10 protein-coding genes are annotated in these 14,329 nt (G+C 66.1%); 3 read left to right on the forward strand and 7 right to left on the reverse strand.

Features of this window, described 5'->3' with window-relative positions; genetic code table 11:
* Nucleotides 1-527: 527 nt before the first annotated feature.
* The 3 genes from Q0J74_RS06845 to Q0J74_RS06855 form a co-directional block, all read right to left on the reverse strand.
* The gene (locus tag Q0J74_RS06845; protein WP_297212577.1) at nt 528-1,607 is read right to left on the reverse strand and encodes a GerAB/ArcD/ProY family transporter; all 1,080 of its coding nucleotides are present in this window, start codon (nt 1,605-1,607) and stop codon (nt 528-530) included.
* A gap of 73 nt (nt 1,608-1,680) precedes the next feature.
* On the reverse strand, nt 1,681-2,772 hold the full coding sequence (locus tag Q0J74_RS06850) for a Ger(x)C family spore germination C-terminal domain-containing protein (protein ID WP_297212581.1): 1,092 nt from the start codon (nt 2,770-2,772) through the stop codon (nt 1,681-1,683).
* Nucleotides 2,769-4,280 (reverse strand): spore germination protein, encoded by a 1,512-nt coding sequence (locus tag Q0J74_RS06855; protein ID WP_297212584.1) that lies wholly within the window; start codon nt 4,278-4,280, stop codon nt 2,769-2,771. The genes Q0J74_RS06850 and Q0J74_RS06855 overlap by 4 nt, the downstream gene beginning before the upstream one ends.
* A 436-nt stretch (nt 4,281-4,716) precedes the next feature.
* Here Q0J74_RS06855 and Q0J74_RS06860 point away from each other — a divergent pair, with 436 nt between their 5' ends.
* The 3 genes from Q0J74_RS06860 (at nt 4,717) to Q0J74_RS06870 (ending at nt 7,964) form a co-directional block, all read left to right on the forward strand.
* A complete protein-coding gene (locus Q0J74_RS06860; RefSeq protein ID WP_297212587.1) occupies nt 4,717-6,102 on the forward strand; it encodes a TrpB-like pyridoxal phosphate-dependent enzyme in 1,386 nt (461 codons plus the stop codon).
* A 75-nt stretch (nt 6,103-6,177) separates the two neighbouring features.
* Nucleotides 6,178-6,876, forward strand: a complete 699-nt coding sequence (locus Q0J74_RS06865) for a F420-0--gamma-glutamyl ligase (protein WP_297212589.1) — start codon at nt 6,178-6,180, stop codon at nt 6,874-6,876.
* Nucleotides 6,877-7,034: 158 nt separating this feature from the next.
* Nucleotides 7,035-7,964, forward strand: coding sequence for a phosphate acyltransferase (locus Q0J74_RS06870; protein WP_297212592.1), 930 nt, complete (start codon nt 7,035-7,037; stop codon nt 7,962-7,964).
* Nucleotides 7,965-8,014: 50 nt separating this feature from the next.
* Here Q0J74_RS06870 and Q0J74_RS06875 read toward each other — a convergent pair whose 3' ends face one another.
* The 4 genes from Q0J74_RS06875 to Q0J74_RS06890 all read right to left on the reverse strand — a co-directional run.
* Complete coding sequence (locus Q0J74_RS06875) at nt 8,015-10,636, reverse strand: cation-translocating P-type ATPase (protein ID WP_297212595.1); 2,622 nt, start codon at nt 10,634-10,636, stop codon at nt 8,015-8,017.
* Between the two features lie 99 nt (nt 10,637-10,735).
* Complete coding sequence (locus Q0J74_RS06880) at nt 10,736-11,419, reverse strand: response regulator (protein ID WP_297212598.1); 684 nt, start codon at nt 11,417-11,419, stop codon at nt 10,736-10,738.
* 9 nt (nt 11,420-11,428) lie between these two features.
* Complete coding sequence (locus Q0J74_RS06885; protein ID WP_297212601.1) at nt 11,429-12,709, reverse strand: peptidylprolyl isomerase; 1,281 nt, start codon at nt 12,707-12,709, stop codon at nt 11,429-11,431.
* Between the two features lie 93 nt (nt 12,710-12,802).
* Nucleotides 12,803-14,329, reverse strand: a 1,527-nt coding sequence (locus tag Q0J74_RS06890) for a TRCF domain-containing protein (protein WP_297212603.1), incomplete at its 5' end; no start/stop codon positions are given.

Raw genomic sequence — 14,329 nt, forward strand, 5'->3', positions numbered from 1 at the left:
TTAGCTTCAAAGAAATTTGTCAAGAGCCTTCTTCAAGCTTGCGCTTGTCAGAAGGACTTCTCGTCCTTTCTGGTGCTTCGTGTTTCTCTCACGTTGTTTAATTTACAAGGTACACGCTCCGGCCAGCCCAGCGGGCTGACGTGCTATTTATTTTAGCACTCCCGGTTTCGCTTGTCAAGAACTTTTTTCAAGTTTTTTCAGAGCTTTCAGAGCTCCTTCGCCTTGATTCCGTCCTCTTTCAAGCCCGTCCGCGCCTTCCGGCGCGAACTCATTTAGTTTACCATGCGCACCCGCGTTTGTCAAGCACTTTTTTCAGCTCCCGCGTTCCGGTCCGTCCGGCTTCCGCCCGGTCTCCATCCCGCTTCCCTGCTCTCTTCCTGCTCTCCCGCAAGGCGCTCAGATAGAATACCACCGGCGGTGCCGTTTGTCAACTGCTTTTTTTGCTTTTTTTCGCGTTTTTCAGTCCCTTTTTGAGACAACAAGATAGGCCGGCGTCTCCCCCCTAGGATGCACAAGATATAGCTCCTTTATACGCTTGACCTCAGCTTTTTAACCAGCAGCAGGAGCAAAGGCAGGGCGAAGCCGGCGATCAGGTTGCCCGCCAGCACCACCCATTCCACGGTATGGCCGAGGAAAAAGGCGTCGGGGAACAGCCACAGCGCCCCAGCCAGGGCCAGCAGCACCAGCGGCGGAGCAGCCCTGCTCCGCCGCCTTACGGGGAGCAGGAGCCGGAGCAGCTCCAGGCAAGCGCAGGCCAACAGAGCCAGCAGGGCCAGGTCGGAGAGTACCCAAAGGGCCATCACCACCGACTCCACCCGCTGGAAGGTCCCCTCAATGCCGATGCCCTTCACCATCATAAAAAAAGGGATGTTCATTCGCACGGACAGGCCGGGGCCGAAGCTGCCCAGGCACACCCCCTGCAGGACGGTGAGAGCCAGACACAGCCCCACGGCCCAGCCCATGGCCTTCCGGCGGCCGTGTGCTGGGCGCTCCACCGCGCCGCCCAAAACGGCGGCAAAGACCACATAGCCCAGCAGTCCCAGCACCGGCAGGCCGGAGGCGGCGATTTGGGGCAGGTCCTGCCACCACAGGGGGAGCAGCCGGCCCGGACGAATTTGAAAGGCGCCCATGGCCAGGGACAGGGCCAGAACGATCGTCAGGGCCAGGCAGAACACCTCCCCCGCCCGGCCAAGCACCGGCAGGGGCCTGACCGCCAGCCAGAGAGTGAGGGCCAACAGCGCCGCCAGAAACAGTGGCAGGGGCGCGTTGCGGTAGCTGACAGTGAGAAAGCGCAGGGCCGCCTGCCGGGCGTTGACGGCCAGGAGAAACACACCCCAAGCCAGATAGAGGCCCGCCACCACCCGGCCCGGAATGGGACCCAGCACTGCCAGGGCCGCCTGCCCCAGGCCGGTGTCCCGGTCCCGGAGCAGGCAAAACAGCACCCAGCACAGCCCCAGCAGCAGGGGGAGGGCAACCAGGGCCGACAGCCACCCCCCTTCCCCGGCGATGGCCGCGGACCGGCCGGGGAGCACCCGGATGGCGGGCGAGAGCAGGGCGGCAACGGTGAGGGTGAGCAGCTGGCGCAAGGAGATGTGGTCGTTGGCCATGGCAGGCCCCTTTCCAAGGCGCGGCACCGGCTCCAGGCCGGCCCGCAGCACCTCTTATTTTATAATCGTATAGTTATCCGTCGGCGTGGTAGCTGCGCTGGAGCACCGCCTCCACCTGGGCGGTGAGGGTGAGCTCCTCCAGCTGAGTCCCGTCCAGCAGAGCTGCCTTGTGCCAGGGGGTCAGCAGGGCCGCCGACCGGCACAGGCCCAGGTAGTCGGCGTTCAGCGTCCGGGCCAGGTCCAGAGCGGCCTGAATCCGGGTCTGCTCCACCCGGGCCAGGGCATCGCACAGGGCCTGCCGCCAGGCCGCCTCCTGCCCCGGGGGGCCTTCCGCCAAATTGGCCTCCACCCGGCACTCCACTCGCAGGCCGGTAAGGGTACCCCCCTCAAACACCGGGCGGACCAGGCTGCGGGCGCCCACCACCCGGAGGGCGGCGGAGGGCTGCCCCGGCGGGGTCACCTCCACCACGTCGGCGTCCACCCGGCTGAGGATCAGGTTGACGCCCAGGGCCGCCTCCTCCCCCGTCCAGCCTGCCAGGGCGCCGTCTTTTAAAATACCGTAGCCGGCGGCGGTCAGGGTGCCGTCGGGCAAGAGAGCGGGGGCAAAGGAGGCCCCCCGATCCTCCAGATCGGCCAGCACCTCCTTGACGGAGCGGGTCATGGTGTCCGCCGTCAGCCCCACCCCCTCCGCCAGGGCCTCCAGCCGGTCGGCGGCGGAGCCGTCCTCCGCCGCGGCACCCATGGCCTGTCCCGCCGTCCCGTCCCGTACCAGGTAGAGGGCGGTCTCCAGGCGCATCTCCACGTCCCGGAGCACGTAATCCAGCGGCTCCTCCACTCCCCGGCGGGCCAGCTCCTCCCCCAGCAGCAGCTGACCCACGTGGCCGAAGTAGAGATAAGAGGAGCCCTGGGACTGCATGGCCAGGACAGCGGCGCTAACGGTCTCCGCCCGGCCGGTGGTCAGGCTGGTCTCTTCCCCCTCCCGGGCGCCGCCGGAGGCGGTGACTGCCACGCCGGTCCCATCCCCGTCCACCCCCAGGGTGCGCACCAGCTCCATATCCTCAATTTCCCGGGCGTAGGGCAAAAGCCCGGTGAGCGACAGGGAACCGCAGCCGGACAGCAGGAGCAGCAGGAGGGCCGCCGGCAGGAAAAGCGCCGGCCCCCTCACCGCTGTTTCCTCCGGTTGCGGGGGTGGAGGGCAGGGGGCCGGTCCTTGATCTGGGGCAGGGGCCGGCGGAGGAAAACGTGTTCCCGGGCCTCCCGGCCGGCGCTGACGGCAAAGGGGGTGAGGTAGGGTACCCCGAAGCTCTCCAGCCCTGCCAGATGGATGATCAGGGCGGCGGCGCCGGCCACCGCGCCGAACAGCCCCGCCACGCTGGCCAGCAGAGCCAGCAGCAGCCGCCACAGCCGCAGGGCGCCGGAGAACTCCTGAGAGGGCATGGTGTACCCGGCGATCCCGGCGGCAGCCACCACAATGAGCACCGCGGGGGAGACGATTTTGGCCTCCACCGCCGCCGAACCCACCACCAGGCCGCCGATAATGGACACCGTCTGCCCAATGGACTGGGGCAGTCGCAGCCCCGCCTCCTGGAGGATCTCAAAGGCCAGCAGCAGGACAATAACCTCAAATCCGGAGCGGAAGGGGACATCCTGCTTGGCGGCGATGATGGACAGGGCCAGGCGGGTGGGGATCATCTCCTGGTGAAAGGTGATCATGGCCACATAGAGGGCGGGCAGAAACAGGGTCATAAGCATACAGGCGTAGCGCAGCAGGGTGAGAGTGGTGGCCAGCAGCCAGGCGGAGGACTTGTCCTGGGGGGCCTGGAGGAAGTTGCCCAGCACCGCCGGGGTGAGATAGCCCAGGGGGATGCCGTCGATGAGCAGGCCCACCCGCCCCTCCGCCAGACCGGCGCAGAAGCGGTCGGAGCGCTGGGTATACTGCACCAGGGGAAAGGGGGTGTGGGCGGCGGGGACGATATACTCCTCAATGTTGCCGGTGGCGAACACTCCGTCGATGTCAATGGTCCGGAGGCGGTCCACCAGGGCCTCCACCAGGGCCGGATCGGTAAGTCCTTCCAGGTAGAGTACGTCCACCGCCGTTACAGACTGCCGGCCCACCAGCTCCTCCACAATGCGCAGCTCGGGGGCCTTCAGGTGGCGGCGGACGATGCTGGTGTTGGTACGCACGCTCTCCACAAAGCCGTCCCGGGCGCCCTTGAGCACCGTCTCGCTGTCGGGCGGAGCCACCCCGCGCTTTTCCTCCGTCCCCACGAAAAAGGAGAGGACATCCCTTTCCCCGGGAAAAAACAGCAGGCACCAGCCGTCCACCAGGTCGAATACCCCCCGGTCCAGGCGGGTGCGCCGGGCCACCCCCAGGTTGTACAGCGCCCCCGCCTCCATCCGGTCCATGGCCGCCGCCAGGGTGGCGCACCGGCGCAGGCCCCCGTCCTCCGCCAGGGGGCGCAGGACATAGTCGCTCACCCGTTCCATACGCACCATTCCGCCCAGGTAGCACAGGGTGAGGGTGCAGGCGCTCTCCCCCTCCAGGGCCACCGGCCGGCGGGTGAAGTCCACGCAGCCGGCAAAAATCTCCTCCAGCCGCTCCACCGTCAGCGGTCCGTCATACCGCGGCTCCCGCCGGGGATGGGGCTGTGTTTTCTCCTGAGGCTGACCCACGATCCGTCCCTCCCACCGTGTTTTGTCTGCTGTGGTAGTATGGCGGCCAGCCTGCGGTTTATGCGTTTTTTGGAAAAAGGGCTTGACAAACCGCCTGGCCGCCTTTATACTGTAGCAAACTAAATCGGCAAACCGATGAACAAGAGGAGTAGTCCGAAAGCGGGCCACACAGCGAGTCCCGGCCGGTGGGAGCGGGGCAGGTAGCGTCCGGACGAATGGACTTGGGAGGGCAGAGCGAAAGGGAAACCGAGTAGCGCGACGGGGACTCCGCCCGTTATCAGGGGAGCCTGTGCTGACAGGTACGGGAAAGTGAGAGGGTGCGCAAGCGCCAATCCGGGTGGCACCGCAGAGGTTACGGCCTTTGTCCCAGAGAACATATTTCGGGGACAGGGGCTTTTTTGCTGCCCTTCTCCCCCATCAAAAGGAGTGTATGAACATGACAAAGACCCCCCACAAGCTGTTTCTGACCGAAGACCAGATGCCCCGGCAGTGGTTCAACCTCCGGGCGGTGATGAAGGAGCAGCCCGACCCCATGCTCCACCCCGGCACCCTCCAGCCGGTGACCGAGGCCGACCTGGCCCCCATCTTCTGTGAGGAACTGGCCCGGCAGGAGCTGGACAGCACCCACGCGTATCTCGACATCCCTGAGCAGGTGCTGGACATTTATAAGATGTACCGCCCCTCCTCCCTCATCCGGGCATTTGATTTGGAGAAGGCCCTGGACACCCCCGCCAAAATTTACTTCAAGTATGAGGGGAACAACACCTCCGGCTCCCACAAGCTCAACTCCGCCGTACCCCAGGCATACTATGCCAAGGCCCAGGGCCTGTCCGGCGTCACCACCGAGACCGGGGCCGGCCAGTGGGGAACCGCCCTCAGCGTGGCCTGCGCCTACTTTGATTTGTCCTGCGACGTATATATGGTGAAGTGCTCCTACGAGCAGAAGCCCTTCCGCAAGGCCATGATGAATGTGTTCGGCGCCTCGGTGGTCCCCTCCCCCTCCATGCTGACGGAGGTGGGCCGGAAGATTCTGGCGGAAAACCCCGACACCACCGGCAGCCTGGGCTGCGCCATCTCCGAGGCGGTGGAGGCCGCGGTGGGCAGCGCCGGCGGCAAGCGGTACGTGCTGGGCAGCGTGCTCAACCAGGTGCTCCTCCACCAGTCCATCATCGGCCTGGAGAGCAAGCTGGCCATGGAAATGCTGGGGGAATACCCCGACGTGGTGGTGGGCTGCGCCGGCGGCGGCTCCAACCTGGGCGGCCTCATCGCCCCCTTTGCCGCCGACAAGATCCGGGGTACCCACAACCCCCGCATTGTGGCGGTGGAGCCTGCCTCCTGTCCCTCCCTCACCCGGGGCAAGTACGCCTATGACTTCTGCGACACCGGCAAGGTCACCCCCCTGGCCCGGATGTACACCCTGGGCAGCGGCTTCATCCCCGCCCCAAACCACGCCGGCGGCCTGCGGTACCACGGCATGAGCCCGGTGCTGTCCAAGCTGTATCACGACGGGTATATGGAGGCGGTGTCCTACGAGCAGTCCAAGGTCTTTGAGGCGGCGGTATTCTTTGCCAAGCACGAGACCATCCTCCCCGCTCCCGAGTCCGCCCACGCCATCAAGGGCGCCATCGACGAGGCCCTGAAGTGCAGGGAGAGCGGAGAGGCCAAGACCATTCTCTTCGGCCTCACCGGTACCGGCTTCTTTGATATGGTAGCTTATGAGAACTTCCTCAGCGGAAAGATGACCGACTATGTCCCCACCGACGCCGACTTGCAGAAGGGCTTTGACTCTCTTCCCGATATCCCCCAGAACAAGGGCATCTGAGGAAACTTTCTGTTGCACATTCTCTCCTTGGTGGCTATAATAGGGGGGACTAAACGATAAAGAAGGTTTTTTGCCATGGAGTTCCGCGCCAATGAGGGAAAAAGCGTCCACATAGAGGTCAATGGGAAGACCTACGCCCGTCACGCCATTCAGACCCACTTTGTCCAGGTGGGGGAGAGCTATATTGACCTGGTGGAGAAATATGTCAAGCCCATCTGGCAGCCCGGCGATCTGCTCTCCTCCAGCGAGAAGATCATCGGCCTGTGTCAGAAGCGGGTGGTCTACAAAAAGGACATGAAGGTGGGCCGGCTGGCCCGGTTCCTGTCCCGGTTCGCCTCCCACTCCACCGCCGGCATCGGGGTGGACAGTCCCTACAAGATGCAATTTGCCATCAAGGAGCGGGGGGGCCTGTTCGTGCTGTGGGCCGCCTTCTGCGCCGGCATCGGCAAGCTCTTCGGCAAGCGGGGGGTGTTTTACGAGATGGTGGGCCAGGAGGTGTCCGGTCTGGACGGCTTCTACGACCATGAGTTCCAGGAGTACGGCCAGTTCGGCATCCGGATTCCCGAAAATCCCGGCAAGGTGTGCGACGAGATTGAGGCCGCCACCGGCGTGCAGGCCATGATCGTGGACGCCAACGACTTGAATGTGGAGATTCTGGGCAAGGCCTCCTCCATCACTCTGGATGAGGAGACCCTGAAGGGCCTGATCCGGGACAACCCGGCGGGCCAGTCCCGGGAGCTCACCCCCTTTATCCTCATCCGCCCGGTGGATTGAGGCTGTTCCCGCGCAAAACGCCCGCTTTTCAGCGGGCGTTTTCCTTTTTTCTCCCTGTTTTCCCCCAAAATGGCCTTGTATTCCGCTGAGGCTTCCAGTATAATGGAACCTGCCCTCCTGCGGGCGGGCGCTGAATGAAAGATGAAGGGGTGTTTCCCATGGAGTTGAAAAATTTTGACAATATCATCAGCCGGGTCCCCAAGCTGGACTCCCCCCTGCGGGTGGTGCTGGCAGGTTCCGACGGTGAGAACATGCTTCAGGGTCTGTTCCAGGCCCAGAGGGAGGGCTTTGTGCAGCCCGTACTGGTGGGCGACCGGGCGCGCACCATGGTCCAGCTGGAAAAGCTGGGTCTGGACAAGGAGCCCTACACCATGGTGGACACCCCGCCCGGACATAACGTGACCCAGGCCGCCATCGACATCATCCACTGCGGAGACGGGGATATCCTCATGCGGGGCAATCTGCCCACCCGGGACTTTTTGATGCCGGTGCTGGACAAGAAAAACGGCCTGCGCACCGAGCGGCTGATGAGCCACGTCTCCCTGGCCTCCATCCCCGAATACCCCAAGCTGCTGGCCCTGTCGGACATGACGGTGATTGTGGACCCCAATCCCAGCCAGAAGAAGGCCATCATCAAAAACACCGCCGACGCCCTGAAGGCCTTTGGCTATGAGAACCCCAAGCTGGCCCTGATGGCCCTGGTAGAAAACGTCAACTTCCACATGCCGGACACCATTGAGGCCCAGCGTCTGGTCACTGAGCAGAAGCAGCACCCCTTCGCCGACTGTGAGCTGTGGGGTCCCATCGCCTACGATCTGATTATCTCCAAGGAGGCCTGCCGGCTGAAGCACTACGACTGCCCCTGGGCGGGCGGCGGCTTCGACGGCATCATCGCCCAGGACCTGATCGCCGCCAACACCCTGGTGAAGAGCTGGCTCATCCACGCCCACGCCGTCACCTGCGGCGCGGTGGTGGGGGCCAAGGTACCCATCGCCCTCACCTCCCGCTCCTCCAACGCGGAGGAGAGCTTCCTCTCCCTGGTGTTCTGCGCGGTGCTCAACGAGTGGCGCAAGACCCAGAACAACTAAACGCTACCTGCCGGCCCGGCGGGGCGCCCATGGCGTCCGCCGGGCCTTTGTCATACCCGGGCGGGCTGGCGCGCCTCCCGCTTTCCACGCCGCCGGGCGGCGGCCTTCACCCCCTCGCACACCGCCACCGGAGTGAGGGCCAGGGCCAGCACGCTCCCCCACTGGGGGAGGGTAAGCGGTACGGTACCGAATACCGCCCGGAGGGGCGGCACCAGCAGCACGGCCAGCTGCATGGCAAGGCCGATGAGAAAGGCCTTGTTCATGGCCGGATTAGACCACAGGCCGATATGGAATAGGGACGCCTCCTCGCTGCGCACGTCAAAGGCGTGGAAGAGCTGGCAGAGGGTGAGAGTGGCGAAGGCCATGGTGTTGGCCGCGCCCCCGCCCCCGCCGGGCAGCACCGCCCACCCCAGCAGCCAGGCCCCCAGCGTGAGGGCGCCCACCATGGCCCCCTGCCAGGCCAGCCGGAAGGAGAATCCCCCGGCAAAGAGGGAGGCGCCGGCGTCCCGGGGCGGCCGCTCCATGATCCCCTCCTCCGCCGGCTCCACCCCCAGGGCCAGGGCGGGGAGGGAGTCGGTGACCAGGTTGAGCCACAGCAGCTGCACCGGGGTGAGGGGCATCTGGGGAAAGCGGAGGGCGGTGGCGCAGAAGATGGTGAGAATCTCTCCGATGTTGCAGGAGAGCAGGTAGTGGACGGCCTTTTTGATGTTGGCGTAAATCCCCCGGCCCTCCTCCACCGCAGCCACAATGGTGGCGAAGTTGTCGTCGGTGAGGATCATATCCGCCGCCCCCTTGGCCACGTCGGTGCCGCTGCGGCCCATGGCGCAGCCAATGTCGGCGGTTTTAAGGGCGGGGGCGTCGTTCACCCCGTCCCCCGTCATGGCCACCACCTTTCCCGCCGCTTGCCAGGCCCGGACAATGCGCATTTTGTGTTCCGGGGTCACCCGGGCGTATACCGAAAAACGCTCCACTTCCTCCTCCAGGGCCTCCTGGGGCAGAAAGTCCAGGTCCTCCCCGGTGATGGCCTGGTCTCCCGGCCGGTAAATGCCCAGCTCCCCGGCCACCGCCACGGCGGTGAGCTTGTGGTCGCCGGTGATCATCACCGGCCGGATCCCGGCGGCAAAGCACTGCTCCACCGCCCGGCGGGCCTCCGGCCGGGGCGGGTCCATCATGCCGATCAGCCCCACAAACCGCAGTCCACGCTCCAGCTGGGCGGCATCCCAGCTCCCGGGCAGTTCCTCCAGCTCCCGGCAGGCCACCCCCAGCACCCGCAAGGCCCGGCCCGCCATATCCTCGTTGCGCCGGATGATCCGCCGGGCGGCCTCCTGGGTAAGCGCGCACCGCCCCACCAGCACATCGGGCGCCCCCTTCACCAGCACCAGACAGCCGCCCTCCGGCCGGGTGTGGACGGTGGTCATCAGCTTGCGCCGGGCGTCAAAGGGCAGCTCCCCCTTCCGGGGCAGGCGGCGCTCCAGCTCCCCCTTGTCCAGCCCATCCCGGGCCGCAGCTTCGGCAAGGGCAATCTCGGTGGGATCGCCGGCGGCCACCGGCTCCCGCCCCCGCCAGCTCAGCACCGCGTCGGAGCACAGGGCCGCGATGGTGAGGGCCTCCTTCCGCTTCCCCCGCTCCGCCGTCCACACCTCGGTGACCGTCATCCGGTTCTGGGTCAGGGTTCCCGTCTTGTCCGAGCACACCACGCCCGCGCATCCCAGGGTCTCCACCGCCGGCAGCTTTTTCACAATGGCCCGGCGCCGGGCCATCCGGCTCACCCCCATGGCCAGCACAATGGTGACAATGGCGGGCAGCCCCTCGGGTATGGCCGCCACCGCCAGGCTCACCGCCGTGAGAAACAGCTCCAGCAGCTCCCGGCCCTGTAGGGCGCCCACCCCGAACATCACCGCGCACACGCACAGGCAGAGGAAAGAGAGGGTGGCGGAAATTTCCCCCATCTTCTTCTGTAAAGGTGTTTTGCCTTCCTCGTTTTCCAGCAGCAGTCCGGCGATGCGGCCCACTTCGGTATCCATGCCGGTGGCGGTGACCGCGCACAGGCAGCGGCCCCGGGTGACCACGGTGGAGGCGGCCACCATATTTACCCGCTCGGCCAGGGGCGTGTCGGCGGGCAGGAGGAGGTCGGCCCGCTTGGCCACGGGGACGGATTCGCCGGTGAGGGTGCTCTCGTCGGTCTCCAGGCCGGCGCTCTCCAGAATCCGGCCGTCCGCCGGCACCAGGTCCCCCGCCTCCAGGCGGATGATGTCCCCCGGCACCAGGTTCTGGGCCTCCAGACGCACCTCCCGGCCGCCACGGAGGACCCTGGCCTGGGGTGCGGACATTTGGCGCAGGGCCTCCAGCGCCCGCTGGGCGCTGTCCTCCTGAGAGAGGGAAATGCAGGCGTTTACCGCCACAATCCCCAGGATAATGGCCGCATCCAGCCAGTCCTCTCCGCCGCCCGCCCACAGGGATAATCCCGCCGCCGCCAGCAGCACCAAAATCATGGGGTCCCGCAGCTGCTCCAGCAGCCGCAGGGGCAGGCTCCGCCGGCGGGTCTGCTCCAGCCGGTTGGGTCCGTACCGGGCCAGGCGGCGCTCCGCCTCCTCCCGGCTCAGCCCCGTCTCCCGGTGGCTCTCCAGCCGGCTTACCACCTGCGCGGCGCTCTGTTCATGCCACTGCTCCATGGCGCCCCCTCCTTGTCTTCCAGTTATTTCCTGTGGACAAGTATAACAAACCCCCCTGCCAGATGAAGGGGAAATCTGGCAGGGGGGAAAAAAGAATGCTCACTTCGTCTCCCCCAGGCTTCGGGCCAGGGCGCGGAGGAAGGTCAGGTTGCTGGGCCGGGCGGGCGGCAGGCCGTCCAGCAGCGCCAGATAGCGTGGGGTGGGGGCGCGGTGGAGTCTGTCCACCATCACCCGGATATTCTTCTCCACTCCGGCGTAGTTGGTGCCTTCGGCGGCGATGGTGGGTGCGTAGGCCTGCTTGAGCAGGGCATTTCCATCCCGGGCCAGCACCGCCGCGGCCCGGGCGGCAGCCTGGACTCCCATGCCCCGGGCGCCCATCTCCTCCAGCGCCGCCGCCGCCCGCTGAATCAGGGGCTGGAGGCACAATCCCTCCAGCAGGGGCGGCAGGCTCTTCAGATTCAGGGGTTTGACCAGATAGTAGCTGGCGCCCAGCGCCAGAGTGTGGCGGATCAGGGCCTGGCCGGAGGCCTGGGAGGTCACCACCACCACAGGGCGGCGCCTTGGGTTCAGCTGCCCCAGGAAGCCCAGCCCGTCCAGGCCGGGCATGATCAGGTCCAGCAGCACCGCGTCCGGCCCCAGCCGCTCCACCAGCTCCAGAGCCTCCAACCCGTCGGCGGCCAGACCGCACAGCTCCAGCCCCGCCAGGCCGGAGAGGGCGGCGGACAGCAGGGTGCGGGCGCCGGGGTCGTCCTCCACCACCAGCACCCGGATGGACGGAGCCATGGCCTCCCCTCAGGCGGCTGGGCTCTCCGCCGGGGCCTCGCTGGCGGACGGGGAATCGGTCTCCGCCGCCGGGCTGGCGCTGGCCTCAGCTTGGGCCTCAGCCTCGGCCTCGGCCTGCTTCTCCGCCGCCCACTGCTCGGCCAGTTCCATCACCTTGTCGTAAAAGGTCTTGGGGTCCAGCGCGTCATAGGCGGCGGTGGTCTCCACCTGGGCCTGTTCCATCCACTGGTCGATGCGCTGGTTCATGGCGTAGTTGGGGTATACCGCCCGGGTGTCCTCGTTGTCGGCGCTCTGGCCCAGGAGGATGTGGTAGCCGTAGGGGGTCTCCACCGGCTGGCTCAGCTCTCCTTCGCCCAGAGCCACGCCCGCCTCCACAAAGGAGGCAGTCAGGCTGCCGCTGCCGTCAATCATGCTGCCGTCGGCAAGGAACGTGTAGCCCTGGGGGGCGTAGAGTTCGTTGGTCTCCGGGTCCCGGCCGTCCTGACTCTTCTCGTTCATGGCGGTCTCAAAGGCGGCCACCGGGTCCGCCGCAGCCTGGAGCTGGGCCAGCAGGGCGTCGGCCTGGCCTTTTACCTCCGCCTTCTGCGCGTCGGTGGGATCGCTGCCGTCCTCATTCTCAGGGAAGGCCAGCAGGATGTGCTTGCAGCTGTAAATCCCCGTCTCGTCGATCATGGCCCGGATGTTCTCGTCGGTGGGGGTGATCTCCCCGTCCGCCACGTACTGCTCCTGGAGCTGGGTCACCAGCATGGGGATCTCATAGGCCATCTTCTCATAGGCCGCCTGAGAGATGCACTGCTGCTCCAGGTACTCCTGGAGGGTGACGCCGTAATACATCTCCAGCATGGAGGCCATGGAGGCCATCTGGGTCTGAATGCTGTCCTGGTCCTCCTGGCTGAGGGTAAGCCCCGCCTGGTTGATCCGGCTCATGGCCACGGTGTAGAGTTTGGCGTTCTCCAGGGCGGCCTGCTTCAGGTAGTCGGCGGTGGGCGTGCCGTCAATCTCCTCCTCCCAGGCGCCGTCGTCGGCCAGATAGCCGCTGCTCTTGGCCTGGGCCACTGCGTTGAGCAGCCAGTACAGGTATTCGTCGGCCACACCCTCTTCCCCGTCGGCGGTGTAGAGCACGGTATCGGCGGGGATGCCGGCGGTCCGATAGGCCACGTCTTCCCCGGTGGGGGTGGCGGCGGGGGTGGCGGTGGGAGTGGGGGCGGGGGCCTGGCTGGCACAGCCGGCCAGTGCGCCCAGCAGCAGTGCGCCGGCCAGGCCGGTACACAGGAGCTTCTTCCAATTCATCGTTGCAAATCCTCCTTACTGCATCAAGCAGGGTACAGTTTACACCATTTCGCCGGTTCAGGCAATAAAAACCGCTTCCCTTTCCTCAAAAATTCACAGTTCCGCCGCTGGAGCGGTCCGGGCGTAGTCCTCCACCAGCTTCCGGCCCAGCTTCAGCCCGTCCTCTCCCTTTTTCAGCCGCAGGGAGAGGTAGGGCTTCTCCCCCGCTGAAAAGAGCAGCCGGGCGCGGTATTTGTCCAGGCCGCACAGGGCGGATACCCGCCGCAGGTCGAACTGCTCCAGGTAGAAATTCAGGCTGGTCCCCTTCTGGTCGATCTGGGAGATGCCGTTGGCCGCCGCGTCCGCCCGGAGCAGGGCCACGGAGATCAGGTTGTTCACCGGCCGGGGCGGGTCGCCGTAGCGGTCGATCAGCTCATCCACCACGTCGTCCGCGTCGGCCTGGCCCCGGATGGCGGCAATACGGCGGTACAGGTCCATCCGCTGCTCCGGGGAGGGGACGTATCCCTCGGGGATGGAGGCGGCCACAGTGAGGTCGGCGGCACATTCGGTGGGCCGCTGGGGCTTCTCCCCCCGCTCCTCCAGCACCGCCTCCTCCAGCAGCTTGAGGTACATGTCGTACCCCACGCTGAGCAGAAAGCCGCTCTGCTCCGGACCCAGCACATTGCCCGCCCCCCGGATCTCCAAATCCCGCATGGCAATCTTGAAGCCGGAGCCGAACTCGGCAAACTCCCGGATGGCCCCCAGCCGCTTGGCGGCCACCTCGCTGAGGACCTTGCCCCGGCGGAAGGTGAGGTAGGCGTAAGCCCGCCGGGTGGACCGGCCCACCCGGCCCCGGATCTGGTGGAGCTGGCTGAGGCCCATCTTGTCCGCGTCCTCGATGATGAGGGTGTTCACGTTGGCAATGTCGATGCCCGTCTCGATGATGGTGGTGCACACCAGCACGTCCACCTCTCCCTCGCTCATGCGGCCCATCACCTCGTTGAGTTCCTCCTGACTCATCTTGCCGTGGGCCACCGCCACCTCCACCGCTTCCCCCAGCATCTCTTTGATGCGGGCCGCGGTGCGGGTGATAGTTTCCACCCGGTTGTGGAGGTAGTACACCTGGCCGCCCCGCTCCAGCTCCCGGCGGGCGGCATCCATCAGCACCCCCCAGTCGTGCTCCAGCACGTAGGTCTGCACCGGCTGGCGGTCCAGAGGCGGCTCCTCCAGGGTGGACATGTCCCGGATGCCGGACAGGGCCATGTTCAGGGTGCGGGGGATGGGGGTGGCGGAGAGGGTGAGCACATCCACCTGACGGGAGAGCTCCTTCAGCTTCTCCTTGTGCTGGACGCCGAAGCGCTGCTCCTCGTCAATGACCAGCAGGCCCAGGTCCTTGAACTTCACATCCTTCTGAAAGAGGCGGTGAGTGCCGATCAAGAGGTCAATCTGCCCCGCCTCCAGCTTCCGGAGGGTGTCCTTCATCTGGGCGGCGGTACGGAAGCGGCTCACCACGTCGATCTCCACCGGATACTTGGCAAAGCGCTGCTTGGCGGTGAGGTAGTGCTGCCGGGCCAGCACGGTGGTGGGGACCAGGATGGCGGCCTGCTTGCCGTCCAGCACGCACTTCATAATGGCCCGGAA

It is taken from the genome of uncultured Flavonifractor sp. (assembly GCF_944387675.1).
GTDB lineage: Bacteria > Bacillota > Clostridia > Oscillospirales > Oscillospiraceae > Flavonifractor.